The organism is Mesorhizobium sp. AA22 (assembly GCF_001672375.2).
GTDB lineage: Bacteria > Pseudomonadota > Alphaproteobacteria > Rhizobiales > Rhizobiaceae > Mesorhizobium > Mesorhizobium wenxiniae.
This window is the reverse complement of sequence record NZ_CP048406.1, coordinates 481,720-508,085: the sequence shown is the minus strand read 5'-3', so window position 1 is coordinate 508,085 and position 26,366 is coordinate 481,720. Positions and strand designations below refer to the sequence as shown.

The 26,366-nt window shown below is 60.8% G+C and carries 22 protein-coding genes, 1 tRNA gene and 2 pseudogenes; 11 read left to right on the top strand and 14 right to left on the bottom strand.

Annotated elements, in window-relative coordinates:
* Nucleotides 1-419 precede the first annotated feature (419 nt).
* Together A9K68_RS02365 and A9K68_RS02360 are read right to left on the bottom strand one after the other, a co-directional pair.
* The gene (locus A9K68_RS02365) at nucleotides 420-953 is read right to left on the bottom strand and encodes a hypothetical protein (protein ID WP_065011589.1); all 534 of its coding nucleotides are present in this window, start codon (nucleotides 951-953) and stop codon (nucleotides 420-422) included.
* A 133-nt stretch (nucleotides 954-1,086) separates the two neighbouring features.
* Nucleotides 1,087-2,076, bottom strand: a complete 990-nt coding sequence (locus A9K68_RS02360) for an NADP-dependent oxidoreductase (protein ID WP_245485608.1) — start codon at nucleotides 2,074-2,076, stop codon at nucleotides 1,087-1,089.
* 456 nt (nucleotides 2,077-2,532) lie between these two features.
* On the opposite strand from A9K68_RS02360, the gene A9K68_RS02355 reads away from it, so the two are divergent.
* The 6 genes from A9K68_RS02355 (at nucleotide 2,533) to A9K68_RS02330 (ending at nucleotide 8,202) form a co-directional block, all read left to right on the top strand.
* The gene (locus A9K68_RS02355; protein ID WP_065011588.1) at nucleotides 2,533-2,988 is read left to right on the top strand and encodes a (2Fe-2S)-binding protein; all 456 of its coding nucleotides are present in this window, start codon (nucleotides 2,533-2,535) and stop codon (nucleotides 2,986-2,988) included.
* Nucleotides 2,989-3,114: 126 nt separating this feature from the next.
* Nucleotides 3,115-5,205, top strand: a complete 2,091-nt coding sequence (locus A9K68_RS02350) for a xanthine dehydrogenase family protein molybdopterin-binding subunit (protein ID WP_348640702.1) — start codon at nucleotides 3,115-3,117, stop codon at nucleotides 5,203-5,205.
* Nucleotides 5,206-5,231: 26 nt separating this feature from the next.
* The gene (locus tag A9K68_RS02345; protein ID WP_065011587.1) at nucleotides 5,232-5,837 is read left to right on the top strand and encodes a sulfite oxidase-like oxidoreductase; all 606 of its coding nucleotides are present in this window, start codon (nucleotides 5,232-5,234) and stop codon (nucleotides 5,835-5,837) included.
* A 7-nt stretch (nucleotides 5,838-5,844) separates the two neighbouring features.
* Nucleotides 5,845-6,618, top strand: coding sequence for an FAD-binding oxidoreductase (locus A9K68_RS02340; protein ID WP_065011586.1), 774 nt, complete (start codon nucleotides 5,845-5,847; stop codon nucleotides 6,616-6,618).
* A gap of 13 nt (nucleotides 6,619-6,631) precedes the next feature.
* The gene (locus tag A9K68_RS02335; RefSeq protein ID WP_065011585.1) at nucleotides 6,632-6,835 is read left to right on the top strand and encodes a hypothetical protein; all 204 of its coding nucleotides are present in this window, start codon (nucleotides 6,632-6,634) and stop codon (nucleotides 6,833-6,835) included.
* Complete coding sequence (locus A9K68_RS02330) at nucleotides 6,832-8,202, top strand: FAD-containing oxidoreductase (RefSeq protein ID WP_065011584.1); 1,371 nt, start codon at nucleotides 6,832-6,834, stop codon at nucleotides 8,200-8,202. Before A9K68_RS02335 ends, A9K68_RS02330 begins: the two co-directional genes overlap by 4 nt.
* 254 nt (nucleotides 8,203-8,456) lie before the next feature.
* Here A9K68_RS02330 and A9K68_RS02325 read toward each other — a convergent pair whose 3' ends face one another.
* Both A9K68_RS02325 and A9K68_RS02320 read right to left on the bottom strand, forming a co-directional pair.
* On the bottom strand, nucleotides 8,457-9,665 hold the full coding sequence (locus A9K68_RS02325) for an NADH:flavin oxidoreductase/NADH oxidase family protein (protein ID WP_065011583.1): 1,209 nt from the start codon (nucleotides 9,663-9,665) through the stop codon (nucleotides 8,457-8,459).
* A 100-nt stretch (nucleotides 9,666-9,765) separates the two neighbouring features.
* On the bottom strand, nucleotides 9,766-10,521 hold the full coding sequence (locus tag A9K68_RS02320; RefSeq protein ID WP_246811281.1) for an ATP-binding protein: 756 nt from the start codon (nucleotides 10,519-10,521) through the stop codon (nucleotides 9,766-9,768).
* A gap of 386 nt (nucleotides 10,522-10,907) precedes the next feature.
* On the opposite strand from A9K68_RS02320, the gene A9K68_RS02315 reads away from it, so the two are divergent.
* Nucleotides 10,908-11,018: transfer RNA gene (locus A9K68_RS02315), tRNA-OTHER, on the top strand.
* Between the two features lie 215 nt (nucleotides 11,019-11,233).
* Here A9K68_RS02315 and A9K68_RS02310 read toward each other — a convergent pair.
* From A9K68_RS02310 to A9K68_RS02290, 6 genes are all read right to left on the bottom strand, one after another.
* Nucleotides 11,234-11,881, bottom strand: a complete 648-nt coding sequence (locus A9K68_RS02310; protein ID WP_065011581.1) for an ATP-binding protein — start codon at nucleotides 11,879-11,881, stop codon at nucleotides 11,234-11,236.
* Nucleotides 11,882-11,934: 53 nt separating this feature from the next.
* A complete protein-coding gene (locus tag A9K68_RS32420; protein ID WP_348640701.1) occupies nucleotides 11,935-12,411 on the bottom strand; it encodes a hypothetical protein in 477 nt (158 codons plus the stop codon).
* A 134-nt stretch (nucleotides 12,412-12,545) separates the two neighbouring features.
* Nucleotides 12,546-12,704: a hypothetical protein gene (locus tag A9K68_RS31205; RefSeq protein WP_203546879.1), complete on the bottom strand. Its 159-nt coding sequence runs from the start codon at nucleotides 12,702-12,704 to the stop codon at nucleotides 12,546-12,548.
* A gap of 270 nt (nucleotides 12,705-12,974) precedes the next feature.
* Nucleotides 12,975-13,592, bottom strand: a complete 618-nt coding sequence (locus tag A9K68_RS02300; protein ID WP_065011689.1) for a response regulator — start codon at nucleotides 13,590-13,592, stop codon at nucleotides 12,975-12,977.
* A 91-nt stretch (nucleotides 13,593-13,683) separates the two neighbouring features.
* The gene (locus tag A9K68_RS02295) at nucleotides 13,684-14,058 is read right to left on the bottom strand and encodes a response regulator (RefSeq protein WP_065011580.1); all 375 of its coding nucleotides are present in this window, start codon (nucleotides 14,056-14,058) and stop codon (nucleotides 13,684-13,686) included.
* A gap of 10 nt (nucleotides 14,059-14,068) precedes the next feature.
* Entirely contained in the window at nucleotides 14,069-17,647 is a 3,579-nt protein-coding gene (locus tag A9K68_RS02290) for a PAS domain-containing protein (RefSeq protein WP_163602981.1), read from the bottom strand.
* 319 nt (nucleotides 17,648-17,966) lie between these two features.
* Here A9K68_RS02290 and A9K68_RS02285 point away from each other — a divergent pair, with 319 nt between their 5' ends.
* The 3 genes from A9K68_RS02285 (at nucleotide 17,967) to A9K68_RS02275 (ending at nucleotide 20,899) form a co-directional block, all read left to right on the top strand.
* Nucleotides 17,967-18,773: an SDR family oxidoreductase gene (locus tag A9K68_RS02285; RefSeq protein WP_065011579.1), complete on the top strand. Its 807-nt coding sequence runs from the start codon at nucleotides 17,967-17,969 to the stop codon at nucleotides 18,771-18,773.
* 100 nt (nucleotides 18,774-18,873) lie between these two features.
* The gene (locus tag A9K68_RS02280) at nucleotides 18,874-19,773 is read left to right on the top strand and encodes an NmrA family NAD(P)-binding protein (protein WP_246811280.1); all 900 of its coding nucleotides are present in this window, start codon (nucleotides 18,874-18,876) and stop codon (nucleotides 19,771-19,773) included.
* A 61-nt stretch (nucleotides 19,774-19,834) separates the two neighbouring features.
* The gene (locus tag A9K68_RS02275) at nucleotides 19,835-20,899 is read left to right on the top strand and encodes an alpha/beta hydrolase (protein ID WP_065011687.1); all 1,065 of its coding nucleotides are present in this window, start codon (nucleotides 19,835-19,837) and stop codon (nucleotides 20,897-20,899) included.
* Between the two features lie 102 nt (nucleotides 20,900-21,001).
* On the opposite strand, the pseudogene A9K68_RS02270 reads toward A9K68_RS02275, so the two are convergent.
* Together A9K68_RS02270 and A9K68_RS32415 are read right to left on the bottom strand one after the other, a co-directional pair.
* Nucleotides 21,002-21,574 (bottom strand): annotated as a pseudogene (locus A9K68_RS02270) (OsmC family protein); the annotation flags it as partial.
* Nucleotides 21,575-22,295: 721 nt separating this feature from the next.
* Nucleotides 22,296-22,397, bottom strand: a pseudogene (locus A9K68_RS32415) (LysR family transcriptional regulator); the annotation flags it as partial.
* A gap of 294 nt (nucleotides 22,398-22,691) precedes the next feature.
* Here A9K68_RS32415 and A9K68_RS02260 point away from each other — a divergent pair.
* Nucleotides 22,692-24,563 carry a tetratricopeptide repeat protein gene (locus tag A9K68_RS02260; protein WP_065011686.1) on the top strand — a complete coding sequence of 624 codons (1,872 nt, stop codon included), beginning with the start codon at nucleotides 22,692-22,694 and terminating at the stop codon, nucleotides 24,561-24,563.
* A gap of 348 nt (nucleotides 24,564-24,911) precedes the next feature.
* Here the strand turns inward: A9K68_RS02260 and A9K68_RS02255 are convergent, their stop codons facing one another.
* Nucleotides 24,912-25,334, bottom strand: a complete 423-nt coding sequence (locus A9K68_RS02255; RefSeq protein WP_065011575.1) for a RidA family protein — start codon at nucleotides 25,332-25,334, stop codon at nucleotides 24,912-24,914.
* A gap of 129 nt (nucleotides 25,335-25,463) precedes the next feature.
* Nucleotides 25,464-26,312 carry an SDR family oxidoreductase gene (locus A9K68_RS02250; RefSeq protein WP_065011574.1) on the bottom strand — a complete coding sequence of 283 codons (849 nt, stop codon included), beginning with the start codon at nucleotides 26,310-26,312 and terminating at the stop codon, nucleotides 25,464-25,466.
* Between the last annotated feature and the right edge of the window lie 54 nt (nucleotides 26,313-26,366).

Sequence of the window (26,366 nt, the reverse complement as noted above, 5' to 3'; positions counted from 1 at the left end):
AGGCTGTCCAGGTAATGCTCGATTGTGCGGGTTCATCAGCCCGCCGCACCCTTCGCGAGCGGGGGGTAGAATGCCCTCGGAAATCTCGCGCATGGTCGGCGGCACAGCAGCAGCCGGCGCGAGAGGCGCATCATGCGCCAGCGGCGAGCGCGTCTATGCTGCGATTCCAAACACCGATCGACCCCAGCGAACAAGCGGGTGTAGCACGGTCCATGGAGCGCCGTCGGAAGACCCAGAAGATGCCGTTGAAGAAAGACATGACGGTCGGTCACCCCGCAGCACGCCGTGCGGCTTGTCTTTAGCATCGGCTTGATGACAGCCCATTCACGGTCGGTAAGTTTCATTGTTCAAGGCCGGCTGAGGACTTGGATCATAGGTCTACGGCCGATCGAGAAGCCTTAGGTCTTGCACCCGCTCGGTCAGGTGATAGCTCTCAAATCGGCAATTACCTTCGCGGCCAGTTTCTCTGATAGACGCCACAACTCCAGTTCACTTTCAAATAGATCGGCAACCTGCCCACCATCCAGTTTGTCGTAAATCCCCTCGTGGGCTCCCCTGATCGTGGTCAAGATGGCCTGGACTAGACCGACAAAAGTCACTAGCTCGACACAAACAGGACCAAGAAGGCCGATATTGCCCAAATTCGCGTGGTAGATCGACAGGATTTCCATTCTCCCGTCCTGTTCGTTTAGCCACTCCCGAACGGCGTTTTCGTTCCCCGCCCTTGCGGCGTCGGCCGCCGCTTGGCACCGGGCGGGCATGTCCCGTCTGTTGACGATCCTCTGGAACGCCTCGATTTCGGCAGCCAGCGCTTGAGCCAAAGACTTTCGTCGCACAGCGAGATCTGCCTCGAGAGTCCGGATTTGGGCAAAGTAGCCGATGCCGCCACCTACCAACGCGCCGATCAGGCCGGAGAGAAGTGGGATCAGGACCGTCCAGTCGAAGTTGATCAAGCTTACTACCTCCAAGCGATAGAGACACCCAGCTCATATCACGTCGACGCGCTTACGCGTTCCTCGGCGCGGGCCATCGTCAAATGATCCAGCATCTCAAACAGACTGTATGGCCTGCTCCCGGTTTGATCGCTTAGTTTGTCCCAACGGTGAGTACGATTTTTCCCTTCGGCCGAGGCCGTACGCCCTCGAGCATTAGGTGGGCCTCGTGCGCATCCGCGAGGGGTAGGACCGCACCGACGTGAGTTTTGAGATTTCCACCGTCGATCAGGCCTGCGATCTCCGCCAGATGTTGGCTTGTGACCTTGACCAGAAAGAAGGCTGCTTCGACACCATGGCTCCGAGCGAGGTTCTGATCAGGATGGGACACCGCCGAAATCAGCTTGCCGCCTCGACGGAGAACCTGAAACGAACGCTCCTGTGTTTCGCCACCGACTAGATCAATGACCGCGTCTGCGTCGCGAACCGCTTTCTCAAAGCGCTGCGTCTGGAAGTCGATCACTGTGCTGGCGCCGAGCTCGTGCACGTAGGGTACATCCTCCATTGCCGCAGTCGCGAAAGTTCGCAGACCCGCGCGACGGGCCAACTGAACCGCGTAAGCTCCAACGCTTCCCGCCGCCCCATGAATGAGCACTGTTTGGCCCGCTTTGAGTTGGGCTTGATCAAACAATCCCTGCCAAGCCGTCATCGCAATGACAGGAACAGAGGCAGCCTCAATGTGGGTTAGCGAGCTTGGCTTCCTCGAGACCATTGCTGCGGAAGCCACAGCGTACTCAGCATAGGCTCCGTTAAACCGGGGATTCGTAACACCATATGCCTGCTCTCCTGCACGCAGGTCAGAAGCCCCAGACCCCACGGCGACGATTTCACCAGACAGATCCGAGCCCAAAGTAAGGGGAAGCGGTTGCGGCAAAACGCTCTTTCCGGCCCTGATCCAGCCGTCCCATGGACCGACCCCAGCAGCTTCAACTTTAATGAGGACCTCGCCAGGGCCAGGATTGGGCCGAGGGATTTGCTCGAACCTCATAACATCCGGGCCCCCAAACTCATGCACCCGCCAGGCCATCATCGACGGATGCGCCTGATTTGCGTTGTTCTCACGAACGATGCTGCTGGGGATCATCTCATGCTCCTTTGCGCCAACGAGCCGGGCAGTTCGCGGAAGCCTTCGCCGACCTGAAGGCCGCAACTTTTGTTTGCCACTAAAAGTAATTTCTCGTCTGAACGATCTGTATTCAGTCCGTCCGGATGCAATCCAGCATGCCGGAGGAGTCGGGCTGAATCGATAGTGCGATGGTGTCGCCAATACTTTGGTATTGAAGAGAAACGTTCACTGTGACTTCGGCCGTTCTGCCGCGATGAGTACTCAGGGAGGTGCTTGTCGCTCGAACAATACCAAAGTGTCGCCGACACCATCGTGCAATAGATTTGGTGCCGCAGTCAGTCGATCTTGTGCGCCTGACCAGACGAGATCCGTACCGTGCGGCCCCGCAACCAGCTCGGCCTCGCCTCGACAATTCAGAGATGCGCAGCACCCCGTGGATCACACGGCCAATCGCGACGGGCAGGAGAGGACGCCATGACCTTCACCATTAAAGTCAACGGTCAGACGCATAGAGTGGTTGTCGACGGCGACACGCCTCTGTTGTGGGTGCTGCGCGACGTGCTTGGCATGATCGGCACGAAATTCGGCTGCGGCATGGCGCTCTGCGGTGCCTGCACGGTGCATGTCGACGGGGTAGCCACCCGATCCTGCGTCACGCCCATCGACAGCGTCGGCACCTCCGAGATTACGACGATCGAGGCAATCGGCAAGACGGCGGTGGGTGCAAGGATCCAGAAGGCTTGGCTCGATCGGGAAGTGGTTCAGTGCGGCTACTGCCAGTCGGGCCAGATCATGTCTGCTGCGGAACTCCTCGCCACCAACGCCAATCCGACCGATGCCGATATCGATGACGCAATGTCAGGCAACATTTGCCGTTGCGGAACCTACGCCCGCATCCGCGAGGCTATTAAGCAGGCTGCGGCGGGCTGAGAGGGGGCAACAGTGACAATCGATCAACAGGCCTCCCGAGCTTCCGGTCGAGATGAACCGCGACCGGTGAACACTCTCTCGCGGCGCAGCTTTCTCCGGGCTGGTGCAGCCGCGGGCGGAGGTTTAGTGTTGAGCCTCAGCCTACCCTTCGCAAGTAGCCAAGCCGGAGCGGCTGCCGACGATGTCTTCGCGCCCAACGCCTTCGTTCGCATCCAAAGCGATGGTCAGATCATCCTGACCATGCCTTACGTCGAAATGGGCCAGGGCACTTACACCTCGATACCCATGTTGATCGCCGAAGAGCTGGAGGTAGACCTCCACCAGGTCCGGCTGGAACATGCCCCGCCCAATGAAAAGCTCTACGCCAATCCGCTGCTCGGCGTGCAAAGAACGGGCAACTCGAACGCTATTCGTGGGTCATGGCAGCCGCTGCGCCAAGCCGGTGCGATCGCGAGAACCATGCTCGTGTGGGCGGCGGCAAGGCGCTGGAATGTCGATCCGGCGTCCTGCCGCGCGCAAAGCGGTGAAGTGTTTCACACGCCGACACGGAGAAGCATCAAATATGGCGAACTTGCCGCCGACGCCGCCCGCATGCCTGTCCCCGAAAGCGTGACGCTCAAGCGACCGCAGGACTTCAAACTCATCGGCGCGCCTGCCAAGCGTCTCGACACGCCCGCGAAGGTGAACGGAACCGCAGTGTTCGGCATCGACGTTCGCCCGTTCGGCGTGAAGATTGCGACCCTGGCACAGTCGCCTGTGTTCGGCGGCCGGGTCAAGCGCGTGGACGATGTCGCAGCCAAGGCTGTCACCGGCGTCCGCCAGATCGTGCAGCTCGACGATGCCATCGCCGTTGTGGCGGATCATATGGGCGCGGCGAAGAAGGGGCTCGAGGCACTGGTGATCGAATGGGATGACGGGCCGCATGCCGAGCTCACGACCGACGCGATCGCGGCCGAGCTCGAGCAGGCGACGCTCAAGTCGGGAGCCGTTGCGGAGCATATCGGCGACGTCGACCGGGCGGTAGCGAGCGCCATCACCAAGGTTGAGGCGACCTATCAGCTTCCGTTCCTCGCCCATGCGACGATGGAGCCGATGAACTGCACCGTCCATGTGCGCAAGGACGGCTGCAAAATCTGGGTCGGTACCCAGTCCCTCGCGGAGGCCCACAAGGCCGCGGCGGAAGCTTCCGGCCTGCCGTTAGACAAGGTCGTCGTGCACAATCATCTGATCGGTGGCGGTTTCGGCCGCAGGCTCGAGTGGGATGGGATCGTTCGCGCTGTCCAGATTGCCAATCACGTCGACGGTCCCGTCAAGGTCGTGTGGACGCGCGAAGAAGACATCCAGCACGACATGTATCGCCCCATGTTCCTCCACCGCCTGTCCGCAGGCCTGGACGCGAAAGGAATGCCGATCGCCTGGCACAACCGCTATGCCGGCTCGTCGGTGCTCGCGAGGTCGCTGCCGGCCGCATTCAATAGTGGCCTCGATCCCGACACGACCGAAGGCGCCATCGACCTGGTCTATAACCTTCCGAACCTGCACGTCGAATACGTGCAGGTGGAGCCGCCGGGCATTCCGACCGCGTTCTGGCGCGGTGTCGGGCCGTCGCGCAATGTGTTCGCAACCGAGAGCTTTATAGACGAGCTGGCGGCGGCCACGAACCAGGATCCGGTCGCCTACCGGCTCGCATTACTCGGCAACACGCCACGAGCCAAGGCCGTGCTCGAGCTTGCCGCGCAAAAGGCAGGCTGGGGAGAGAAGCTGCCGCCAGGGGTTGGTAGGGGCGTCTCGGTACAGAACGCGTTCGCCACCTACATGGCGCAGGTTGCCGAGATCGAAGTAGCGAAGGACAGCACGGTTCGCGTCCGGCGCGTCGTTTGCGCGGTCGATTGCGGCATCGTTGTCAATCCCGACACCGTCGAGGCACAGATCCAGGGCGGGGTCATGTTCGGCATCACCGCAGCGCTATACGGCAATATCACTGTCAAGAACGGCCGTGTCGAACAGACAAATTTCGACGACTACCAGATCCTGCGCATGAACGAGGCGCCGAATGTCGAAGTGCATATCGTCCAGAGCCAGGAGTTGCCGGGCGGAATTGGCGAGGCCGGGACGTCGTGCATCGCCCCCGCGGTTGTCAACGCGATTTTCGCCGCCACTGGCAAGCGCCTGAGAAGACTGCCCATCGACACCGCGGCCTTGAAGCGGCGAGCCTAAAACCACTCTAAGAAGGAGTTAGGATTGTGATCACCCGCGGTTTTTTTCGAAGGTCCAATGATTCGAGTCAGTCGATGCGTCTTCCGCCGGGTCAGCATGTCGTCGCGGATTTCCCCGTGCTCACGGCCGGGCCGACGCCACGCATCAAAACGGAGGACTGGTCGTTCACGCTGAAGGACGGCATCAGGCCGGTGAAGAGCTGGAACTGGGCCGAATTCAACGCGCTGCCGCAGACCAGGATGACGCGCGACATCCATTGCGTGACGACATGGTCGAAGTTCGACACGGCGTGGGAGGGCGTGCTGGTGGACGACATCCTCGGCGACGCCGGCATCGAGCCGCCCACCGGCTTCACGCTCGCCCATTCCTATGACGGCTACACCACCAACGTGCCGACCGCCGACCTCGTCGTCGGCAAGGCTATGGTTGCGCTGCGCTACGAAGGCAAGCCGATCCCGCCCGACCATGGCGGGCCGTCGCGGCTGCTCGTGCCGCATCTCTATTTCTGGAAGTCGGCCAAGTGGATCAAGGGGCTGCAGTTCACACAGAAGGACGAGCTAGGATTCTGGGAACTGCGCGGCTACCACCGCTACGGGGATCCGTGGCGGGAACAGCGCTACACGAACGATTGACACGCCCATGAACTGGCAGAACGCGATCATTACGCGCATCGAGACGCTGTCGCCGCGCGTGAAAAGCTTCTTCTTTCGTCTCCCGGAGCCCTTTTCGTTCCGGCCCGGTCAGCACGTTTTGCTGCGGCTGACGGCACCAGACGGTTATCGCGCCCAACGCAGCTACTCGATCGCCTCCGCCCCAGGGTCTGGCAGAGCAGAAGAGCTCGAACTCGCGATTGAAAGGTTTGATGACGGCGAGGTCTCACCCTTCATGCATAACGTCGCGCAGGTGGAAGATGAAATTGAGATAGGCGGCCCTATCGGTGGACACTTCAACTGGAGCCCTGAGGACGGCGGCCCGGTGCTTTTCATTGGTGGCGGCTCGGGCGTGGCACCGTTCATGTCGATGCTGCGTCACCGAGCAGCAATTGTATCGCAGGTACCAGTAGTTTTGATGTTCTCGGCCCGGTTACGCGAGGATCTACTGTTCTTTGACGAGCTTTCGAAATTGGCGGCTTCAGGCGACGGCTTCAGCCTGATGGTGGCACTGACACGTGAGGCCGGAACGCATCCATTCCGGGCTGGCCGTATTGATACCGAATTCATCGCTGGCATCGTCGGGGCCATGAAGATGCCGGTGCGCCAGGTTATGATCTGCGGTTCACATCCGTTCGTCGAGACAGCGGCCGAGGGAACGATCGCGGCCGGAATAGATCCGGGCAGAATCAAGACTGAACGCTACGGCGCGACCGACGTACAAGCGGAGGTCCGGCCGCTTGCCGGCGCCCTCAAGCGCTAGTCAGGAGACCGCTATGACCGGATCTTCCAATTTCGATTTAATGCCGACCCGCTACGTCGCCGGACTGATCGGCGGCCCGGTCGGCGCCCTCATTGGCACGCTGGACGGCGCGGCGCGCAAGGCTCGCCGGCGGTTTAGACCGCAGCCTGCCCGCGGCACTGTTCGAGATCGCGAATGCGATCATGGCGCTGCGCAGGTCGTAGGAGGCGTGTCATGAACGATAGTTTCGACGCCATCATCATAGGAGCCGGGCAAGCGGGACCCTCCCTCGCTGGTCGCTTGACAGCGGCTGGCATGAAGGTCGCGCTCATCGAGCGCAAGTTCTTCGGCGGAACTTGCGTCAACACCGGCTGCATGCCCACGAAGGCGATGGTCGCCAGCGCTTATGCCGCATATCTCGCCCGGCGTGCGGGCGACTACGGCGTCTCGATCAGGGACGCGATCGCAGTCGACATGAAGAAGGTCCATGCGCGCGCGGCCAAAATAACGCTCGATGCCCGTTCGGGCCTGGACAACTGGCTGACCGGTATGGAGAACTGCACTGTCATCCGCGGCCATGCCCGGTTAATCGGCCCACACACGGTCGTGGCCGCCGGCAAAACGCTCTCGGCGCCGAGGATCTTCATCAATGTCGGCGGCCGGGCGGCGAGGCCGGATATACCCGGCATCGACTTGGTCAAGGTCCTCGACAACACCGACATGGTTGCGTTGGATCAGGTGCCGCGCCATCTTGTCGTCGTGGGCGGCAGCTATGTCGGCCTGGAATTCGCGCAGATCTTCCGCCGTTTCGGCGCCGAAGTGACGGTGGTTGAAAAGGGCTCTCGCCTGGTCTCGCGCGAGGACGAGGATATCTCCGCCTCGATCAAGGATATTCTTGAGCGCGAAGGTATCACGATCAGGTTGGACGCCGAATGCATCCGCTTCGAGCCACATGGCGATGAAATCCGGGTCGGCCTTCACTGCGCGCGCGAGTCCCGCGATGTGGTCGGAAGCCAGGTGCTGCTCGCTGTTGGGCGCCGTCCCAATACCGATGACCTCGGCCTCGATGAGGCAGGAATCGCGCGGGACGCTCGCGGCTTCATCAATGTCGACGACCATCTCGCGACCAGTGTCGAAGGTGTCTTCGCGCTCGGCGAGTGCAACGGCCGCGGCGCTTTCACCCACACGGCTTACAACGATTTCGAGATCGTAGTCGCCAATCTGCTCGACGGCGAAGGCCGCAAGGTCAGCGACCGCGTGCCGGGCTATGCGCTCTACATCGATCCGCCGCTGGGACGCGCCGGCATGAGCGAGGCGGAAGCGCGGAAGGCAGGTCTCGCCCTTCTCGTCGGCACGCGGCCGATGACGCGCGTCGGGCGCGCCGTCGAGAAAGGCGAGACGCTCGGATTCATGAAGGTCGTCGCCGATGCCGAGACGGGCAAGATCCTCGGTGCTGCGATCCTCGGGCCGGGTGGTGACGAGGCCATTCATGGCATACTCGATGCCATCAACGCCGGCACGCCATATCGGGAACTGCAGTGGGCTGTGCCGATCCATCCAACGGTCTCAGAGCTCATTCCGACCGTGATAGGTACGATGCGGTAGCGTAGTTAGGTGGACGTTACGCTGATATGCGACCAGGTCGCGACGTACGAAGTGACTTCAATGCTCACCAATGGTCGTCCCTAGCTTCGCCGAGTCCGGGCGGACAATATCCACACATCCTGGGTTGGTGGGATTGGGGAGTGTACTCATAAACGATCAATAGACGATGACCGCTTCGACATGGCCTCCAAGGCTGACCAATCGACCGTGTAAGTTGGGAATACGCGCACTGGTGACATAGTGCGGATCACCATTTAGGTCTTGTCCCGCGACCTCACTGGAAAGTGCCGCAACCAGACTTTTGTTCGGGATTTGTTGCGCGCTTCATAGTCTCGGATTGCCTGCCTGAGGTCGCCGAAAATCGGCGTTTCTTTGTCAGCGCCGATCTCGGTCAGCCGCATGGTGTACCACACGGTGATCCCGCGCTCCGGGGCATCGGAGAACCTGGGAAAGATCGGTTCAGGTTTCCGATCTGCTTTCCAGAGGTTGGGAAGTGAAGGCTCGAGGACGAGAGCGCGCGCAAGACCGACAAGATCGACCGCACCGCTTGCCACAGCGTCCTCGGCTTGCGCGCGCGTCTTGAAACCGCCTGTCAGCATAAGGGGCTTGGTCGTTACCGTGCGGGCGCGCTTTGCAAACTCGAGGAAGTAGGGTCCGCGCACCGTTCCGTCGGAGGCGGACTTTGCTCCGGGGAAGTAAGTCCCGCCGCTGATATCGATCAGGTCGACCGAAGACCGGTCCAGCGCCGCCATCACCTGGAGCGCGTCTTCCCTATCGAACCCGCCCTCGAGCTGGTCTGAGGAATTGAGTTTCACGGCGATCGGGAAATCCGGTCCGACAGCTGCGCGCGTTGCTTCGATAGCCTCCAGCAGAGGGCGCATGCGATTGACGATCGCCCCTCCGTATTCATCGCTCCGTTTGTTGAACAGTGGCGAAAGGAACTGGCTGAGCAAATATCCGTGCGCCGCGTGAATTTGCACACCGCCAAAACCGGCCTGTTGTGCCAGCCGGGCTGTCCTCGCAAACTCCGAGGGCAGTTGACGAATTTCGCCCATTGGCATTTCCGCGCAGCGCAGACCCGGCAGATCGAGGGCACTCGGTCCCCTAGGGTTGCTGGTCGGCGCGTACGCAAGCGCTCCGCCGTGACCGAGCTGCAGCCAGAACTCAGTGCAGTTTTCGCCGCCATGTCGCGCAAGTTCCCTGAACCGGTGAAGGCCGGAGGCATCGTTGAGGACCAGATTGCCGGGGTTCTCGGCGTAACCGGCGGTGAGTTGGACCTCGCCGATTATCGAAACGGCCAGCCCACCTGTGGCCCAGCGCTGATACAGCCTGATCTGTCCGGCTGTTGGATGGCCGGTTCCGTCGCCTAGGGAATCCGACATCGCCGATTTCGCGATCCGATTTTTCAGGGTCAAGCCGCAAGGCAGTTGCAGCGGTTTGAACAGAGTTCCACGGCGTTGCATCTAAAGTTCCACGACCAGGATTCCGGCCTTCATTTTTTGTCGACGAAAACTCGTGGCACCCAGCCTTTGAGCTCGCGTCACTCCTTGACACGCTTGATCGTCAACGTGAGCCTGCCACTACCGGCAGCCATAAGTCGATCGCTGTACCTTGGTGTGGCGTGCTTGTAATTGACAGCTCACCGCCTTGAGTTTCCATCAGGTGGCGCACCATCGCGAGGCCGAGGCCGGTTCCGTTACTTTTCGTCGAAAAGTTAAGTGCTCCGGCCCTTCGTATCGTCGCGCGGTCCATTCCGACACCGGTGTCGACGACCGACAGGCGGATCATCGGTTCGCGCGTGTCAGCATGGCTACCGGGCTGCTGATCGATGGCAGCGGCGACAACGACCTCGCCGGCGTCCGGCATCGCATCGCGGGCGTTTAGTATCAGATTGAGCAATGCCCGTTCCATGAGTTGCCGGTCGATGAAGGCGGACGGAAGATCATCGGCGATGTCGAACCGAATGGGGATTCCGCCAGGCAGCACACTCCGCAGCACGTGCTCCAGAGACTGCAGTAGCCGGCCAATATCCACCGCCGTAGGCCGGAGTTCTCGAGAGGTCGTAATATCGAGCAGCTGCCGTGCTAGAGCTTGGGCGCGGAATGCGCAGAATACAGCTGCGTCGATTCGTCTGAGTTGCCCCGGCGTGCCCAGCTGCTGAGCTTGCATTTCCTCCATGATAGTGACGATCGGGGTGAGGAAATTATTGAAATCGTGGACGATCGAGGCAAGCAGTACTCGCGGATCGGTGCCCGATAGCGCAACAGTGTTCTCGTCTATGCTGCGACACCGGGATGTCAGAGGCTGTTGTTCGATCATGTCCTCTCTCCATCGGAGTGGCCGGAAGAACATCTCCGGAAACTCTCGCAGGCTGACAGCGGCGAAGGCGAAGCCACTGACCGTCGAGCTGAAGGAGTTCCTGACGCGACTTCCTGTGCGCTTCTTTCATCCGCTTAGTCGGATGCGATGAACAGAATTGGTCAAGCGAGCAGGCAAATCTATTGGACGATGGTATCCTCAATACTTTTGCATCGGCTTGCGCGAGTTCGCCGAGCGCGCGAAAAGCCAAAGACTTACGGTATGCTTAGAATGATTTTCACATTCGATCCCTCTGCTTGTCACCCTTCGGGATCAATAATTTTGGGACCTATACGTTGGTGTGACCCATGTTGCTGCAGCGGCAGATTTCGGTTAGGGTTTGGACCGCGCGATTGCCGCAACATGGCAGACGGATCCGATGCCAAAGCACTCATGATAGAGTGTTTCCAATCGGGTGTGGCGAAAGCCTCGTACGGGTTCGATTCCCGTATCGCGCACGACTAATAACTGGTCGCCGACTACTCAGATTTTTCAACTGGTCGGTTCGGAGTCATCCGCGACGCCAACTCAATGGCGGTAATTAGATCGGGGTAGAGCCAGCGTTCGGCGTCCTTCCCGGAGCCAATAGCCACCCTTGTCAAGTCGTGCAGCGCGGTCCTTTATCAGCCACAACGTGGTAAAGAAGGACCATATCCGAGCAGCATATTGCTATTCATCGCGGGGAGATACGTATGGCCGGATGCCCCGGCCAAATACCGAACAAGCAATGGCAATTTGAAGCGCTGATTGGTTTCGGCAGCTGCGGCGAAGCCGGCTGGTGCTGAGCATCCAACTCGGAAATGGGCAATCGAAAGGTCACAATCGTGCCGACGCCTGGTTCGCTTTCGATGTAAAGGCGTCCTCCTGCCCCATGAACAAAGCTCATCACCACTGGCAGGCCAAGGCCACCTAATCCGGTCGTCTTTGTGGTGAAAAAAGGATCGGTGGCACGGAGCAACGTATCCTTGGTCATGCCGAACCCGTTGTCTGTTACACGTAGCTCAACATCCCTCGCGACCTGCCCTTCATAGATAAGAGCAGCGACGAATGAGATCACGCCGCCGTTCGGCATTGCGTCGCGGGCATTGAACAGCAGGTTCATGATAGCGCTTTGAAGGCCAAGACGACTGCATGTCACAACCGGATTAGCCGGACTGATCTGTAGATCGAAACGAATATTCGGCTCCCAAGTATTATTGAGGAGAGTCTCAATCTCGGTCAGGCTAGCCAGCAAACTGAATGCCTCAACCGTAGTGTCGTCTGCGAATGCCAGACGCATGGTTTGCGGGACGAGGATCGGGCTGGCGTGTGCAGATTTCATGGTCGTAGCGATCCAAAAGTAGCAACGTGGCTAGGAGCGAACCACTGTGAGAACTAGAAACCTCGCTGCGGTGCAAATAGGCAGACGGTGTGCCCGTCATTTGCTCCGGCCACCGAACACCAATGAAAAACGCCATCCGGGCTGTTCTTGATGCGGCTGTCCGTGTAGGCAATCACCTCCCCGGTACCCTCGATGACGTAGCCTTCCGGCCGCTCTCTGATGGCGTTTTCTGCGACTTCACGGCAATCGTAGCCCGAGCAACAGGCGAAGGGATAAGTCCATCCGTGTGGCTGCGCGGTGGTTAGCAACGCGTCATGCGCCCGCGCATTTGGCGCCATGAGGAGTCCGCAAGCGCCGACCACAAAGGCGATGCCCAAGGCCGGCAGCGTCATGCCTGCGAAGCCCTTGTTGCGCGCGGGCTTGCTGTCGCTGTCGACGACGCATTTGGTACGGCAGCGGCAGAGCGGATCACTGGCATGGCAGCGGCAGAGCGGATCAGGTTTGCAGTCGAGTGCGTGCTTTGGTTTCATATCAGAACTCCTGTACTGGCAGCAGTTCGCTCCAGTGATCGGCAAAGGCCGCCTGCGAGCTGTAGAAATCGACTCTTGAAGACATTAAACGGGACACTCCGCCGGCGCCCCACTTTGCCGAACCTGCGTCGTCATCACCGGTCGCCGCGCGGTCTCGGCGCGTCGACCATAACCTTGCTGCGCGCGTAGGCTGGGCCGGGGCCGCGCATGTAGTGCAGCTCCGGCCGGTAGCGGGGCGCGACGAATTCACGAAACCCTGATAGAATCGGCACTATGAGAGACAAGTGTTTCATGACGCGATTTCCTTACCACCGAGAACATCTCCATAGTCGGATGCTATGAGCAGGTTCAATCAAATGTGGAGGCAAATCTATTGCACGATGGTGTCGTCAATACTTTGGCATCAGTCTCGGCGGCTCGCGTGCCGCAAGCCAGTGGCATGGTCGATACTTTTGGATTGGTCAGCCGGGAACAATGCTTCGTTGCCGAACCGCGTAATCCCAGAGCTGCTGTTCGCTGGAGTGCCGGCCAGGGGATGAATTAGACCTCGCCGCGTTCCGAGCTTAGTGGGCGATGCCGAGCCTTGCCGCCATGTTGACTAAGTCCGGGAGAGAGCGAGCACTCATCTTTCGCATCACCTGGCCTCGATGTGCCTTCACTGTGATCTCGCTGATACCGAGCTCGAAGCCGACCTGCTTGTTCAGCAGACCGGAGACCACCAGCGCCATGACCTCTCGCTCCCGACGGCTAAGAGATGCGTAACGATCCCGCAGCGCATGAATCTCAGAGTCTAGTGCAAGCACGTTCCTGCTGCGCTCGAGCGCCTGCTCGATCGCAATCAGCAGCACCTCGTCACTGAACGGCTTCGTGAGGAACTCGACAGCCCCGGCCTTCATCGCCTTGACGGTCATCGGCACGTCGCCGTAGCCCGTGACGAAGATGATCGGCATGTCGGTCCGCTCGACGGAGACGAACTGCTGCAGATCGAGCCCGCTGAGATCCGGGAGATTGACGTCCAAGATCAGACAGTTCGGAACCAGCGGACGGGGACAAGCCAGGAATCCACGCGCCGACTCAAATGTCTCCGGCTGCCACCCAGCGGAGCGGATCAGCAATTCGAGGGACTCGCGCACGGAAACATCGTCGTCAACGACGAATACGAGAGGTATTTCGTGCGACATGGATGCCGATCTCGCTCCGTCGCCCAGTGCAGTCGCCAAATGCGTAATCATTGCTTATATCTCCACGAGATGGCCACAAAATGGCGTGACGCTAGGGCTCACTGAGCGCTGAACTGAGCGCCTTCTGAAGGGCCGCATCGCTGAACGGCTTGAACAGGCACTCCACCGCGCCTCGCTCGAGCAAACGCGGCCGCACGGTGTCGTCCCGATGTGCAGTGATGAAGACGATCGGAATCGGAAGGCCCCGACGTTCAAGTTCCCGCTGCAGGTCGGGGCCTGTCATCCCTGGCATGGAGACGTCGAGGATCAGGCATTTGGTCTTGTCGACGATATCAGACGCCAGAAACTCTTCCGCCGAGGAGAACGCTCTCACGCTGAAGCCGAACTCCTTGATCAAATCGGGTAGCGACTCGCGTACAGACTCGTCGTCATCGACGACCGATACGAGTGGATGCGCAATATTCATGAAATCCCCGCTACACTTGGACACTGCTGGTGATGGACGCCCCCGCAGCGCTGATATCTTGCGCGGGTGCCTCATCCCCTGAGTACTTGGGGATGGAAAACGAAAACGTGGCCCCGGGCCCGTCATTGGATGCTGCCCACAATCGGCCGTTGTGGCTCTCGATGATGGAGCGGCTGACGGACAAGCCGATCCCCATACCGTCGTTTTTGGTCGTGTAGAACGCCTCGAAAAGCCGCTCCGCAGCTACGGACGTGAGACCAACGCCGGCGTCCTGCACGGTCAGACGTACATGATTGTCCTCGTCCGGTTCGGTCTTCACAAGCAACCGCCTTGGGCGATCGTCAACACCACCCATTGCATCGGCAGCATTACGCAGCAGATTCATGATGACCTGCTGAAGCTGCACGCGGTCTCCGCCTGCAAGCGGAAGACCGTCGGCAAATGCGGTGCGTAGAACCACCCGGCTTCTTTGAAGATCACTCGACAACAGATCGATCACCTCTCGTGCAGCTTCGTTGAGATCGACGGGCTCGATCGACGGGGTTCTCTTGCTGAAGAGTGCGCGCAGTCGCGTGATCACGTCGGCTGCGCGGTTGCCGTCGCGGATGGTGCGTCGCGCGGTCTCCCGCGCGCCGTCCATGTTCGGCGGATCGGCGGCAAGCATACGAAGGCAGGTGCCAGCATTGGTTATGATGCCCGACAGCGGCTGGTTGACTTCATGGGCAATCGACGCCGTCAACGCTCCGAGGCTCGTAATCCTGGTGACATGTGCGAGTTCCGAACGGGCCTTGCTCAGTGCCTCGTCCGCGAGCCGGCGCTCCGTCACGTCCTGCACCGCAGCTAGGCACTCAAGTCGGCCATCCTGGTGACGGACCACACGACCAAAGGTGCGCAGGTACTTCACCCTGTCATCCGGCATCCGCAGCCGGATCTCGTAACCCGGATAGCCGTGGCCAGCGCGAACCCGATCCAATTGCGCCGACAGCGAGGGCATGTCGTCCGGGTGGACTCGCGCACGAAACTGCTGGAGCGTTACAACGCCATTCGGGTCAAACTCGAAGATACGACAGAGTTCTTCCGAAAACGCGATCTCGTCCGTGTCCACGCGCCAAGAGAAGCTGCCGGTCGAACTGAGCTGTTGACCTTCGGCCAGCAGCGTTTCACTGCGCCGAAGCGCTGCTTCAGTCCGCGAACGTTCGATGGCGATGCTCGCGAGGTGCGTCGCATGAGCGATGAGACTTTGATGCTGCGGCGACGGGCTGGCAGGCTGGCGCTGATAGAGGCAAAGCGTGCCAAGGATACGTCCATTTTTTGCATAAATCGGCGTGCTCCAGACCGATCTCAGTCCGTGCTCCAGAACGTGCGTTCGAACAGAGGAGTCGCGCCAGCGTGGGTCCGTGTCCATGTCCTCAGCGACTACCTGTGCCTTCTGACGGACTGCTATCGCGCAGGGCAAAGCGTCGCCGTTAAGAGAGAGCCCAGCAATCGGGTCGGTGTAACTGGGAGGAAGCGAGGGCGCCACGCTGTATTCGATGCTTGGGCCGCTCCAATCGATCGGGTGAACATCACAATAGCAGCCGGGGCCAGCCTCTTCGACCATCTCGCAAAGTGCGCTGAGAACACCGCGAAGCGGTCTGCCCGACGCAATCATCTCCAGCAGATGCTTCTCTCGAGCAAGATTGGTTTCCGCGCGTTTGCGGTCATCGATATCAGTATTGACCCCATACCATTTGACGATGTTCCCGGATGCATCGCGCAATGGATTGGCGCGGAACAGCAGCCATCTATAATCGCCGTCAAACCGGCGCAGTCGCGCTTCGGCCTCTCCTGGCTTTCCGGAAGCCATGATTGCCTGCCACGTGGCCGCCAGCCCGCTCAGATCGTCGGAATAAACCGCGACGGTCCAGCCCCAATCCTGCGCCTGCTCGGCCGAAAGACCGACGTAGTCGAGATAGTGCTTGCTGAAGAATTCGGCTGAACCATCAGGACGAGCCGACCAAGCGAGAGCCGGAATGGTGTCGATGATTAGTTTGAGGCTGCGCTCGCTTTGGCGAAGCGCTTGCTCGGCTCGCTTCCGGTCGTCAATGTCGATGCTTACTCCGTACCATTTGACGATATTCCCGGATTCGTCGCACAGCGGATTGGCACGAACTAGAAACCATCGATAGATGCCGTCGAAACGGCGAAGGCGTGCCTCAGCTTCCCCCGATTTTCCGGATGCTAAAATGGCCTCCCAAGCAGCAGTAAGTCCGTCTACGTCGTCTGGATGGACCGCTGCTGTCAGGTCCCAGTAATCGGACAGCGCAGTTGTCGGCACCCAATCCTTTATTTGGCCGATCGAAAGGCCCACATAATGAAGATAGTGCTGGTTGAAGAATTCGGTGGAACCATCCGGACGGGCAGACCATGCCAGAACGGGAATCGTGTTGATGATCTCGTTGAGATTGCGCTCGCGCGCCGCGAGGGCTTCTTCGGCGCGCTTGCGCTCGTCAATGTCAATGAGCAGGTTGTACCAGCGGTCGATGCGCCCGTTCGTGTCCCGAAGCGGAAATCCGCGAGACTGAAACCAGCGGTAGACGCCATCGAAACGTCGAGCGCGGACTTCGTCCGTGAAGGGCTCACCCGACGCGATCGATCGCGTGAAGTACTCGACAGCACGCGGTAGGTCCTCCGGGTGTGTCATATCGCTGGTTGCCCAGCGCTTCAACTCCTCAAGTGGCTTGCCAAAGAACTCGATGATCTGGCGGTTAACGAATTCGAGCTCACCATTTGGCGTAAAGGCCGCGATCATGCCCGGAATACTGTCCACGATCGATCGGGCATAACTTTCGCTTGCGCTAAGCGCCTCCTCAGCCCGCTTGCGATCATCGATATCGACCAGCAAATGAAACCAACGGAGGATGTTGCCTTGCGGATCACGCAAAGGCAGGCCAAGGATGTTGTGCCAGCGATAGACGCCGTCAGCACGGCGGTGGCGGCTCTCGACATTGTAGGCGCTGCCCTTTCGGTGCGCATCCAGCTGAGCAGCGATCGTCCGCTCCAGGTCATCCGGATGGACAACGTCAGAGGCCTTCCAGCCTTTCAGTTCTTCGAATGTTTTGCCGAAGTAATCGAGGGTGAGCTGATTGAGGCCCTCGACCTCGCCCGACGGTGTGGTCACGGCGACCGGCATCGGTATGCTATCGACGATCAGCTGAAAATCGAGCTCGCGCCGCCGCAAGGTCTCCTCAGCACGACGAAAATCCTCGACGTCCGTGCCCACTCCACACCATTTGATGATCTGTCCGCCGTCGCCGCGCATCGGACTGCACTGGACGCGGAACCAATGGTACTGCCCATCGAAGCCCCGTACGCGCGCTTCCAAGTCGCCGGGCTCGCCAGTCGCCAGAATCGATCGCCAGCGTTCGAGTACCGTGGGCAAGTCGTCTGGATTTACTGCGGCCTGCCACTCCCAGCCATGGGCTTCATCGAGGCTGAGACCGGTGTAGTCGGACCAGCGTCGATTGGCGAAGTCGAAATGCCCGTCGGGCTGCGCAGTCCACACCATGGCCGGAAGCGTGTCGAAGACGCGGCCGAGATCGATCTCCATTTCCATCCTTTCGCGTGTATCTGCGCGCGCCTGAGGATGCGTCGGGCAGATGTAAACGTCTATTGTGCCTTGGTGTCGGTTTGGGCGGTAAATAGGTGTCTCGCCGTTCCACCAAGACAAAAGTATCGCCGATACCATCGTGCAATAGATTTAGCTGCTCTGACAGCCGATCTCTGTGCCCAGAGGAAGACATCATCCCAGCGAGCGGGCCGGCCTGCTGCCCGCTCTCCTCCCGAGGGCGCGGACCGGGGAAATCGGTCCCGGTCCGCTGCATGTGAACTCGCGCGCCTCTGCCGCGAAACCGAACAGGAGCAGAATAATGTCTACGAGCCTCAAGGGCATTGCAGTGGTGACGGGCGCCTCCTCAGGGATTGGCGCGATCTATGCCGATCGGTTGGCACGCCGCGGTCATGGCCTGATCCTCGTGGCGCGCAGCCAAGAGAAGCCGGCCGAGGTGGCGAAGCGTATTGCCGGCACGACCGGCCGCGTCGTCAACGTCGTCGCGGCCGACCTCAACAACAAAGCCGATCTGAACCGCATTGAGACGCTGCTCGCCACCGATTCCGGCATCACCATGCTGGTCAACAACGCCGGCGTTGGCGCCGTCGCGCCGCTGCTGGAGTCGGACACCGACGCCATGGAGGAGATGATCGCGCTCAACGTCACCGCGCTCACCCGGCTAACCTATGCCGTGGTTCCGGCATTCGTGGCGCGCGGCGGCGGCACGATCATCAGCATCTCCTCGGCCGTCGCCATTGCGCCGGAAATCCTGAACGGTGTCTATGGCGGGACGAAAGCCTTCGTGCTGGCGCTCAGCCTGTCACTCCACAAGGAGCTTGCCGACAAGAACGTGCGTATCCAGGCCGTATTGCCGGGTGCGACCGCTACGAATTTCTGGGATGCGGCGGGCGGCTCGGTCGAGCAGCTGCCGGAGAAGATGGTCATGAAGGCGGACGAGTTGGTGGACGCGGCGCTGGCCGGCCTCGACCAAGGCGAACTCGTCACAATCCCATCGCTTCCCGAGGCGGCGGACTGGCACGCTTACGAGGCGGCGCGGCAGAAGCTCATCCCGAGCCTGTCCCTCAATGTCTTGCCGGCACGCTACCGGATCGCCGCTGCGGCGTAACGAGGCACTCTTAAACGTGCGACACAATTGGGCCGCTGCGACTCACAACCGTAAGGGAATCCATATGATCAGACAGTTCTCATACGGCAGCCCGATCCTCGTGACAGGAGCGGCCGGCGACATCGGTGCTATCGGTCGACACCTCACCGTGATGCTGCGTGCCAAGGGGCACAGGGTACGCGCCTTGGTCCGGCGCGACGATGAACGCGCTGAGGGACTGCGCCGGCTCGGGGCCGAGGTTGTGGAGGGCGACCTGACCGATCTTGCCTCGATGCACCGGGCGATCGAAGGTTGCCCGCGCATCTATTTTGGAATGTCAGTCTCGGCGGCGTATCTCGAAGCCACGGTCAATGTCGCCGCCGTGGCGCGCCATCACGGCGTCGAGGCGTTCGTGAATATGTCGCAGATGACGGTGGCCCAGATGAGCATAACCGAGACCACGGACAGCCCGCAGCACAAGCTGCACTGGCTTGCCGAACAGGCATTGGCCTGGTCCGGGCTGCCGGTCGTCACGGTGCGGCCAACGGTTTTCCTGGAAAGCTTTTTCCTGCGTCTTGCCGCTGCCGGCGTGCGAAATCACGACGAACTGGCGCTTCCGCTGGGTGGCAGCAGAACATCGCCGATCTCGGCTGTTGATGTGGCGCGCGCCGTTTCCGTGATCCTCGACGATCCTGCCCACCACATCGGTCAAGTGTACAATCTCACCAGTTTTGAATCCGCGGATCTGGAGCACTTCGCCCGGGCGTTCTCCGCGGCGCTCGGCCGTACGATACGCTATCGCGACGTGCCGCTCTCGCCATGGATGGACAAGCTCCGCGAGCTTGGGGTGCCAACGCATCTCGCCGAGCACCTGGCGGTGATGGCCGAACTGCACACAGCGGGCCGGTATGATCGTATAACGGATGACCTGTTCAAACTCACTGGAACGAAGCCGACGAGCGTATACGAGTTCGTGAAATCCAACGCCGCTGAATTCACACGGGTTGAAGTTCCGGCCTGAGCGGCTAGTGGCCGTTCCCGCCGCCGCTATCGTGCAACACCGCAATAAAAAGGCTTCGGATATGGATAGGAGCTACTATCTCGAGCGGATCGATCACCGCCGGCGCCATCTTCTCGGCGGTGCGGCCATGATTGCCGCTGCCCCGTTGGTGATGGCCGTGTCGGCTAACGCGCAATCCGGCGCGACGGATGCCGCAGCGGCGACGACCATCAACCCGGGGACCAACACGTCGTTCGGCTCCTTGAAGCACATCGCGGCCGGCGTCCTGAACGTAGGCTACGCCGAAGCGGGACCAATCGACGGACCTCCTGTCATCCTGCTGCACGGCTGGCCATATGACATCCACACCTACATCGACGTCGCTCCTCTCCTGGCGGAGAGGGGATGTCGCGTCATAGTGCCTTACCTGCGCGGTTACGGCACAACACGCTTTCTGTCGCAGGACGCTCCGCGTAACGCCCAGCAGTCAGCACTCGGCGCCGACGTTATCGCCCTGATGGATGCGTTGGGGATTGAGAAAGCCACGATTGCCGGCTGCGACTGGGGAGCGCGAACCGCGAACATCGTTGCCGCGCTCTGGCCGGAACGCTGCAAGGCGATGGTCTCGGTGAGCGGCTATCTCATCGGCAATCAGAAGCTCGGTATGATGCCGTTGCCGCCGAAAGCCGAGTTGCAGTGGTGGTATCAATATTATTTCGCCACCGAGCGTGGCCGCGCCGGCTACGAGAAATACACGCGCGATTTCGCGAGGCTGATCTGGGAGATCGGTTCGCCGCAGTGGAGTTTCGACGACGCCACATTCGACCGGAGTGCGACGGCGTTCGACAATCCGGATCATGTCGCGATCACTATCCACAACTACCGCTGGCGGCTCGGACTGGCCGACGGAGAGCGGCGGTATGACGAGTTGGAGCAGCGGCTCGCCAAGGCGCCGGTGATCGCCGTGCCGACGATCACCCTCGAAGGCGATGCTAACGGCGCGCCGCATCCGGAACCAGGCGCGTATGCCAAAATGTTTTCGGGCGAATACGAGCACCGCACCATCTCAGGCGGCATAGGTCACAACCTGCCCCAGGAGGCGCCTGAAGCCTTTGCTCAGGCAGTGATCCAAGTTGCGGGTCTTTGATCCCGATCCGGAAGCAGCTTTTGCTGAGACTATAAGGTGAGCCGGTGCTCCTGATTTGGATGGGCCCAGGACAGCAGACGGACAGCCCGATTGGCCTTCAGGTCTCACGACAGTTGCTACCTTCGCGACGGTTTCGAGCGTTCGGTGAACGGGACACTTGGCGGCAATTTCAATAATCTTCGCGCGAAGCTCATCGGAGACCTCGCCCTCTACCGAAATGACGCGCTCGAAACGGTCGATCCTAGCGCCACTGCCGCGTTCCGGCTCGGTGCACTCCTCGCAGTCCCTGGCATGGATTTTGGCGTGCGAGACGTCGACGCTGGTGCGTCCGAGAGTCAGTTTCTTGTGCTCGGCGTAAAGGCGCAGTGTCATCGACGTGCAAGCGCCGAGCGCATCGACGGCTGAAAGAAGGTCGGCGACATTCGAGGTGAAATTCGTCGAGGCGAATTCACCCTCGCTCGATCCCAGGCCGGTGAAGTCGAAGCGCAGCACAGCGACACCTTCGCGGGCGAGCTCCGCCGCAATACGACGCGCTGCCGCCAAGTCCTTGGAGCATGTGAAGCAATGCGCGAACAAAGCGTAAGCACGCAACTGTCCGTTGGGCAGATCGAGGCGAGCGGCCAAGGTCGCGCCGGAATGGCCGGCAAATTGAAGCCGTTGCGAACGGGAAGCCATTGTTGGACTCCTTCACTGCTATTGTGAGCATCCCAACATACAACAGACTCGCCGGCTTTCTTCGGTATATCTGTTGAACCTCCGTCCCATCTGATGTTGGCCGGCCCGTTCATCTGCCGTGCAAAGTCGTGGAAGCGCCGCTTGAGGCCTATGCGCCGGCTGCCGCAAGGTCGCGATCCGACTCTCCTGGAGACCTTTGCAGGGTTGTAGATGCGCCGCCGTCGCACTGCTCTTCACCCGAAAGATCCAAGTCGACGGGCAGGGGCGCAGGCCATTAAAGCAGGCACCAATGGCTACACAAACCCATCCAAGGTATTGCCGATACCAACGTGCAATGGATTCGAGCGGCCCGGCAGCCGATGTCCGAACCGACACTCGAATTGATCAGCAGACCGATGGGCGCATTTGCAGTGGACCGTGCTCTGCGGGCGGAAGGCCGACACCTTCAGTCGGCGAGCATCAGCAGAGACGGTCGCCGCGAAGGAACGCGGACAAGATGCGGGCTAGACCTTCTGATTCCCGAAATCTCCGAAGTTCGGATCGCGCGTAACTGTTTGATTCTAAAGGTAATCTAGACCACTTGACTACGAATCTGGGGGTCAGGAGTTCGAATCTCGTCCGGCGCGCCAATTGGAATGTACATCCCAACCTAGTTAATGGCACAGACCAAATTGCGATGAAGGGCGAAGCAGCGCTGAACTTGTTTGTTGGTCCTGCCGGGCTATCCTCGCCAGCGGAGCGCTTCGATCAGGAGAGCGAACGCGGGGGAATTCTGGCGACGGCTTGGATAATAGAGTTGATAGCCTGGAAAGGGCGGGCACCAGCACCTGCTGAAGCCGTCCTTCTGCAAGGAAGGGCGCAGCGCGTGGTGAGGCAGGCAGGCAGGGCCTAAGCCGTTCAATGCGGCGTCGCCCTCCGCCAGTGCGGCGACGGACGGCTCCGGACGAAGCAGATGATGGGCTGACGAAGGTCAGAACGGTATAGGCCACAATCGTCACGCATTTGTGAGCTGTCTTGATAGTCTATCCGGGATTATGGGTCTAATCTTGGCCCGTGCGTCGCCTTAAGTGTCAGTGGTAACAGTCCGTGCATGGCCCGCCGCTCAGGAATAATGCTGATGGAACGCAAGCTCGCGGCAATCATGGCCGCCGATATCGTCGGCTACAGCCTGCTGATGGCTGAAAACGAGGCTTCCACCTACGCGAAGCTGCGCGCTGTTTTTGATGAGCTCATTGACCCGACCATTGCCAGCCATGGCGGGCGCATCGTCAAGACGACGGGAGACGGCTTTCTCGCCATGTTTCCCAGCGTCAACGAAGCGGTTGATGCGGCGCTGGCCATACAGGAAGGTTTCGACAAGGGCCCGTTCGAGCTGCGCATCGGCATCAATCTTGGCGACGTCATCGAAGATGACGGCGACGTATACGGCGATGGCGTCAATGTGGCCGCCCGTCTTGAGGCCATGTGCGATCCGGGGCAGATATTCGTCAGCGGCGCCGTGGTGATGGCGGCCGACCGCAACAGCGCGGACAGGTTCGTCCGCATCGGCCGCAGGCGGGCCAAGAACATTCCCGAACTTCTCAACGTCTACCGCGTAAGGCGCGCGGGCTCTCCGTGGTCGTCATGGCGGCAGGTGCCGCAGGTGCTGCGCAGCACCGCCGCCCGCTGGTCTTATGGCGCGGCCGCCATAGCCCTCATCCTCATCGGCACCCAAATCCAGCCGCTCTCCCTGGCAGCCATGGTCAGCCGCATCCCGGCGGCCTTGTCCATGGACCAGAGCCGCGCCGACCCCAGGCCGTCAGTGGCGGTCATGCCTTTTGCCGCGATGAGCGGCAGCGGCGAGCAATCGTATTTCGCGGACGGACTGACCGAGGATGTGACGACAGCCCTTGCCCGCAATTCAGAGCTGCAGGTAATCGCGCGCGATTCCACCTACGCCGTGCACGGGCAGGATACGGACGTGCGCAAGCTCGGGGCGAAGCTCGGCGTTGATTATGTGGTTGAAGGCAGCGCCCGCCGTGAAGGCGACCAGCTTCGCGTGTCGGCGCAGCTGATCGATGTAAAGACAGGCGCGCATCTGTGGTCGCGCAGTTTTGACCGGCAGGTCGCCGATGTGTTCACCGTCCAGAGCGAGCTGACCACCGAAATCGTCGCGCAGATCGCGCCCTATATCGGCAGGAGCGAGGCGGCGGCGGCAGCGGAGCGCCCGACCGACAATCTGCAGGCCTATGACCTTGTGCTGCAGGCCCGCAACCGCTACCGGCACGGCGCCAATGACCCGCAGGACATTCTGGAAGCGCGGGGCCTCTACCAGCGCGCCGTTGAAATGGACCCCTCCTATGCGGCCGCCCGCGCAGGCCTCGCGCTGACCTATATCGCCAGCGTGGCGCAGAGCGGTGAGGGCCGGGCAAACGCCCCGGAGCTCCATCTTGGGCTTAGCGAAGCTCGGCAGGCGGTCCGTCTCGACCCCAATCTTGGCCTTGGCTATCAGGTCATCAGCTTCGGGCTTGCCGTCCAGGGCGACTATTCAGGCGGCTTGCAAGCCGCACGGCGCGCTGTGGAGCTCAACCCTAACGATCCCGACAGCATGATGGCGCTTGCAAAGGCGCAGGTTCGCTTCGGGGAATATGATGATGCCGTCGCCAACGCAGAGCGGGCCCGCCGCCTTCATCCTATGGCGCCCGAGTACTATGCCTATGTGCACGGGCAGGCGCTCTACGCGGCTGACCGCCGCGATGAGGCTTCCGCCGTCATAGAGGAATGCCTGATCCGGGCGCCGCGCGATGCAAACTGCCTTCTGATTCAGGCCGCTTTGCAGGGCGGGGGCGGAGAGGTCGAGGCAGCCCAGCAGACGATGGCAAAGCTGATCGAGGCGCATCCGGAATTCTCGCTGGAAGCAGAGCGCGCCTACCGCCGGTTCGGTGACAGGCCGCTGATGGAAGAGTTCCTGCAGGACCTCGCAAAGGCCAAAGCTCCTGAAACTGCCTGAAAGTTTTTACAGAGCGACTTCAATCACATAATGGTGCCCAGTTTGATCTCTTCCGGCGGGCTAATTTTTGCCATTTCCACGACGCCAACATCGAAAAATTGCCGCCCATCGCCGCTGGAACTACGTCCGCACGAGGAGCGCGAAATAGCCAAGAGGCGAGAGAGCGTAGTAACGGCGGTGATCGGTGGTGAAAAGTTCGAATCGTTGCGGCCGAATGACGTATTTTGGCCCAAGGCAAAGCTAGCATATTCATCGTTGGACGGACATCGCGAGCCCGTGCTGGGGCGTGCCGCGCTGCCGTTCCGTCGTCGGGTGCAAATCGCCAATACAGAACTGCGGGGCGAGCGATCAGCGCTTGTCCGCCGGATGACTGCTGGTCGTCGAAGGGATGCGGGCGATGACCTTGATCTCGAAATCGAAGCCGGCAAGCCAATTGACGCCCACTGCAGTCCAGTTCGGGTAGGGAGGTGCGCCGACCTCTTCCGCCCGGACGGCCAGCACCGTTTCGATCTGTTCGTCCGGGTTGGTGTGGAAGGTGGTGACGTCGACGACGTGGTCGAAGCTGCACCCGGCGGCGGCCAAGACCGCGCGCAGATTGGCGAAGGCCCGCCGAACCTGATCCTCGAATACCGGCTCGGGCGAGCCGTCCTCACGGCTCCCGACCTGACCCGACACAAAGAGAAGATCGCCGGAGCGAATGGCCGCGGAATATCGATGAATATCGTATAACGCGTGGCGTTTGGCCGGATAGATGGCGTCACGTACAGGCATTTCGTGTTCCTTTCTGCCTTGATAGCGGGAGCGGACCGGCAGCGGGCCGGAGCCGGGGGAATCTATCGGATCAACGGGCGGAGCTGCACGACGGTGCCATGCAGGTGTGGATCGGCGGGACAGGGTGGGTCATAGCCGCGCCAGCTCCTCGTCGGTGAAATCCGCCGCGACGGCGACGTCCTTCTGCCGGTCGAGCTCCTCGATGCGCCCGCCGAGAGCCTTGCGGATGCCGGCATAGGCCTCGGCACCGAGCACCAGCCGCTTCGGAAGCGGACCATCCTGATCGGCAAGCCTGATCATTGCGTCCGTCATGCGCTCGGGGTTGCCCTTGATCACCCAAGAGCCACGGAGCGCCTCGCGGATCTGACCGGCGGGTGTTCCCTCATAGGCCGCGAGCGGCTTGGTCCGCGCGAGATTGCCGCCGAACCCGGTCCGCGCCGGCCCAGGTTCCACAAGGGTGAACTCGATGCCGAAGGGAGCAGCCTCCTGCGCCACGGACTCGACGAACCCCTCGATACCCCACTTGGTCGCGTGATAGAGGCTGAAAGCCGGATAGGCGATCTGGCCTCCCTCGCTCGATACCTGTAGAATCCGGCCGCCACCCTGGCTGCGCAGATGCGGCAACGCCGCCCGGATGAGTGCGATCGAGCCGATGAGATTGGTGTCGATGATGTCCCGAACCTGCACATCGCCAGCCTCTTCCGCCGCGCCGAGCAGCCCATAGCCAGCATTGCTGACGACGATGTCGATCCGAGCGGATGCGGCGAAGGCGCGGTCGACCGCGGCGCGGACCGAGCTCTGGGTCTTGAGGTCCATTGCGACGATGCGGAGCCGTTCGGGGTAGCGTGCACGCAGGGCGGGAAGTGCGTCCTCGCTGCGGCTGGCACCGACGACGCGGTCTCCCCTGATCAGGGCCTTCTCCGCCAGCAGCCGGCCTAGCCCGGACGACACACCCGTTATGAGCCAGGTCTTTTCCATTTCTCATCATCTCCAATTGATCCAGGCAGGAGATATGGCAATCGCATTGCGCGC

Bases quoted from the DNA above. Each gene is read 5' to 3' on its own strand.
- A9K68_RS02360 (WP_245485608.1), bottom strand. From the start codon at position 2,076: ATGATCCCCAGCAGCATCGTTCGTGAGAACAACGCAAATCAGGCGCAT.
- A9K68_RS02355 (WP_065011588.1), top strand. From the start codon at position 2,533: ATGACCTTCACCATTAAAGTCAACGGTCAGACGCATAGAGTGGTTGTC.
- A9K68_RS02340 (WP_065011586.1), top strand. From the start codon at position 5,845: ATGAACTGGCAGAACGCGATCATTACGCGCATCGAGACGCTGTCGCCG.
- A9K68_RS02335 (WP_065011585.1), top strand. From the start codon at position 6,632: ATGACCGGATCTTCCAATTTCGATTTAATGCCGACCCGCTACGTCGCC.
- A9K68_RS02330 (WP_065011584.1), top strand. From the start codon at position 6,832: ATGAACGATAGTTTCGACGCCATCATCATAGGAGCCGGGCAAGCGGGA.
- A9K68_RS02325 (WP_065011583.1), bottom strand. From the start codon at position 9,665: ATGCAACGCCGTGGAACTCTGTTCAAACCGCTGCAACTGCCTTGCGGC.
- A9K68_RS02320 (WP_246811281.1), bottom strand. From the start codon at position 10,521: ATGATCGAACAACAGCCTCTGACATCCCGGTGTCGCAGCATAGACGAG.
- A9K68_RS02310 (WP_065011581.1), bottom strand. From the start codon at position 11,881: ATGAAATCTGCACACGCCAGCCCGATCCTCGTCCCGCAAACCATGCGT.
- A9K68_RS32420 (WP_348640701.1), bottom strand. From the start codon at position 12,411: ATGAAACCAAAGCACGCACTCGACTGCAAACCTGATCCGCTCTGCCGC.
- A9K68_RS31205 (WP_203546879.1), bottom strand. From the start codon at position 12,704: ATGAAACACTTGTCTCTCATAGTGCCGATTCTATCAGGGTTTCGTGAA.
- A9K68_RS02300 (WP_065011689.1), bottom strand. From the start codon at position 13,592: ATGTCGCACGAAATACCTCTCGTATTCGTCGTTGACGACGATGTTTCC.
- A9K68_RS02295 (WP_065011580.1), bottom strand. From the start codon at position 14,058: ATGAATATTGCGCATCCACTCGTATCGGTCGTCGATGACGACGAGTCT.
- A9K68_RS02290 (WP_163602981.1), bottom strand. From the start codon at position 17,647: ATGGAGATCGATCTCGGCCGCGTCTTCGACACGCTTCCGGCCATGGTG.
- A9K68_RS02285 (WP_065011579.1), top strand. From the start codon at position 17,967: ATGTCTACGAGCCTCAAGGGCATTGCAGTGGTGACGGGCGCCTCCTCA.
- A9K68_RS02275 (WP_065011687.1), top strand. From the start codon at position 19,835: ATGGATAGGAGCTACTATCTCGAGCGGATCGATCACCGCCGGCGCCAT.
- A9K68_RS02260 (WP_065011686.1), top strand. From the start codon at position 22,692: ATGGAACGCAAGCTCGCGGCAATCATGGCCGCCGATATCGTCGGCTAC.
- A9K68_RS02255 (WP_065011575.1), bottom strand. From the start codon at position 25,334: ATGCCTGTACGTGACGCCATCTATCCGGCCAAACGCCACGCGTTATAC.
- A9K68_RS02250 (WP_065011574.1), bottom strand. From the start codon at position 26,312: ATGGAAAAGACCTGGCTCATAACGGGTGTGTCGTCCGGGCTAGGCCGG.